Raw genomic sequence first — 2,510 nt, forward strand, 5'->3', positions numbered from 1 at the left:
CACTACTCCTCCCACGCCCGACACCCCCACCGTGATCCTCGTGCACGGTGCGTTCGCCGACGCGGGGAGCTGGTCGGGGGTGATCGCCGAGCTTCAGGGTGACGGCATCGCGGTGCTCGCTCCGCCCAACGAGCTGCGCGGTCTGGCGTCCGACGCGGCGTACATCGCCTCCGTGGCGGCCCAGATCGAGGGACCGGTGGTGCTGGTGGGCCACTCGTACGGCGGCGCCGTCATCTCGGTGGCCGGGACCACCGAGAACGTGGCCGGTCTCGTCTACGTCGCGGCCTACGTCACCGAGGAGGGCGAGAGCCTCGCCGAACTCCAGGACCGCTACCCGCTCTCACCGCTCGGCGGCAGCCTGGTGGAGCACACCTACCCGACGGAGGACGGCGCCGCCTCCGCGGTCGAGTTCACCATCGCGGCCGAGGCCTTCCCGGAGATCTTCGCCGCGGACGTCGCGGCCGAGCGGACGAAGATCCTGGCGGTGGCGCAACGCCCGCTGACGGCGGCGGCGTTCACGGAGAAGGCATCGGTCGCCGCGTGGCGCGCGAAGCCGTCGTGGGCGCTGGTCGCCACGGCCGACCAGGCGATCAACCCCGACGTCCAGCGCTTCGGCGCGGAGCGGGCGGGCGCGACGACCGTCGAGGTCGAGGGCGCGTCGCACGCAGTGGCGGTGTCCCGCCCCAAGGAGGTGGCGGACGTGATCCGCGCGGCGGTACTCACGACGGGCTGACGCCCGAAACCCCGTTACGGCACAACGACACACCGCCCAGGAGGCAGACACCCATGACCACGCCCGACCCGTCGTCCCCACACCGGAGCGGAAGCCAGCCCTGGCTGCATCAGAAAGGCGCGGTGATCCAGGAGTACGGCACGGTCAAGCAGTTTCCGATCGGCCTGTCGTACGAGGCCAGGATGTACTCCTGCCAGCGCCTGAACAGGGTCCTGGCGGACACGCAGATCCTCTACGGCCTCTACAAGAAGCACCACTGGCTGATGCGCGGCGCGACCTTCTACCAGTTGCACCTGGTCCTGGACAAGCACGCGTCGGAGCAACTCGAGATCGTCGACACGATCGCCGAGCGGGTCCAGTCCCTGGGCGGCGTGGCGGTGGGCGACCCCCGCCACATCGCGGAGATCACCTCGATCCCCCGCCCGCCGGACGGTGTGGAGGAGGTCCCCGCGATGCTGTCCCGCCTCCTGGAGGCTCACGAGTCCATCCTCATAGCGGCCCACGACGCCGCGACCCGCACCGCCGACCTCGGTGACGACGGCACGAACGACCTGCTGGTCTCCCAGGTGATCCGCACCGGCGAACAACAGGCGTGGTTCCTCGCGGAACACCTGGTGGACACGCCGCTGGTGCGGGTCTGAGTCACCGTGCGGAGGCGTCGGACGATGCCTCCGCACGATGCGCTCGACGCCGGGGCCCCGACCGGATCACGCGAGATCCGCCGATCCCACGAACTCCGCGAACGACCGCGGCGCGCGCCCCGTCACCCGTTCCACCGCACCGCTCGTCCGGTCCTCCGCGCCGGTCGCGATCGCCTCGTCCATGGCGGCGAGGAGGTCGGCGAAGGGTTCCGGGAGGCCGTCGGTGGTCAGGCGGTCTCGCATGGTGGTGCGGGAGATGGAGCGGTGGCGAATCGGGCGGCCCGTCACGCGGGTGAGGGTGGCCGCTATGTCGGCGTAGCTCAGGGCCTCGGGGCCGGTGATGAGGTGGGCCGTGTTGTGGGGGTGTTCGTCCGTCAGGGCTCGGGCGGCCACCGCCGCGATGTCGTCGGCGTCCACGAACGCGACCCGGCCGTCCCCCGTGGCCGTCACGATCTCGCCGCGCTCGCGGATGCTCCGCGCGTGGACGTGGCCGCCGGTGAAGTTCTGCATGAACCAGGACGGCCGCAGTACCGCCCACTGCGGGAACAGGGCGCGGATCGACCGGTACACCTCACCCAGGCCGCCGTCCGTCTCCGCGATCGCCGATGAGCCGAGGAGCACCACGCGTTCGATGCCCGCCCCGCGCGCCCGGTGCAGGAACGGGAGCATCGACGCGGCCGGGTCCGGGTCGCCTACCGGGGGCACCAAGTAGACGCCGCCCACTCCGTCGAGCGCGGGGGCGTGGGTCGTCGGGTCGGTCCAGTCGAAGCGGACCATCTCGCCGTCGGTGCCGGGGGTGGATGTGGGGGTGCGGGTTGCGGTCCTGGTGCGGTGGCCCGTCGCCGTCAGGTGGGCCCTCACTCGGCTGCCCGTCGTGCCGGTGCCGCCGGTCACCAGGAACGGCTTCACCGGGCTCATCGGCCCGTTCCCGCGAACGGCGCGTCGGTGCCGCCCGCGATCTCCAGGGCGGTCAGCGGGTTCCAGTAGTCGCGGTAGTGGGTGATCCGCCCCTGCCTGACGGTGACCACCGCTACGTACGACATCTCGAAGGGCCGTCCCGTGGCCACCGAGCGGCCCTCCGAGCGCATCTCGACGATCACGGTGTCCGGGTTCTGGGTGCGGTGGACCTCAAGGCC

The 2,510-nt window shown here is 71.7% G+C and carries 4 protein-coding genes; 2 read left to right on the plus strand and 2 right to left on the minus strand.

What is annotated here, in order from left to right:
- Positions 1-31: 31 nt before the first annotated feature.
- Together AB8Z36_RS37825 and AB8Z36_RS37830 are read left to right on the plus strand one after the other, a co-directional pair.
- Positions 32-733, plus strand: coding sequence for an alpha/beta fold hydrolase (locus AB8Z36_RS37825; RefSeq protein WP_369217908.1), 702 nt, complete (start codon positions 32-34; stop codon positions 731-733).
- Positions 734-786: 53 nt separating this feature from the next.
- The gene (locus AB8Z36_RS37830; RefSeq protein ID WP_369217905.1) at positions 787-1,374 is read left to right on the plus strand and encodes a Dps family protein; all 588 of its coding nucleotides are present in this window, start codon (positions 787-789) and stop codon (positions 1,372-1,374) included.
- A gap of 66 nt (positions 1,375-1,440) precedes the next feature.
- Here AB8Z36_RS37830 and AB8Z36_RS37835 read toward each other — a convergent pair whose 3' ends face one another.
- Entirely contained in the window at positions 1,441-2,292 is an 852-nt protein-coding gene (locus tag AB8Z36_RS37835; RefSeq protein ID WP_369217906.1) for an NmrA family NAD(P)-binding protein, read from the minus strand.
- A partial coding sequence (locus tag AB8Z36_RS37840; RefSeq protein WP_369217907.1) for a nuclear transport factor 2 family protein occupies positions 2,289-2,510 on the minus strand: 222 nt, incomplete at its 5' end. The genes AB8Z36_RS37840 and AB8Z36_RS37835, both read right to left, overlap by 4 nt.

Origin of the sequence: Streptomyces flavofungini, assembly GCF_041028215.1 — a bacterium.
GTDB classification, from domain to species: domain Bacteria; phylum Actinomycetota; class Actinomycetes; order Streptomycetales; family Streptomycetaceae; genus Streptomyces; species Streptomyces flavofungini_B.

Excerpts from the sequence above, each read along its gene's own strand:
- AB8Z36_RS37830 (WP_369217905.1), top strand. The coding sequence starts at position 787 with ATGACCACGCCCGACCCGTCGTCCCCACACCGGAGCGGAAGCCAGCCC.
- AB8Z36_RS37835 (WP_369217906.1), bottom strand. The coding sequence starts at position 2,292 with ATGAGCCCGGTGAAGCCGTTCCTGGTGACCGGCGGCACCGGCACGACG.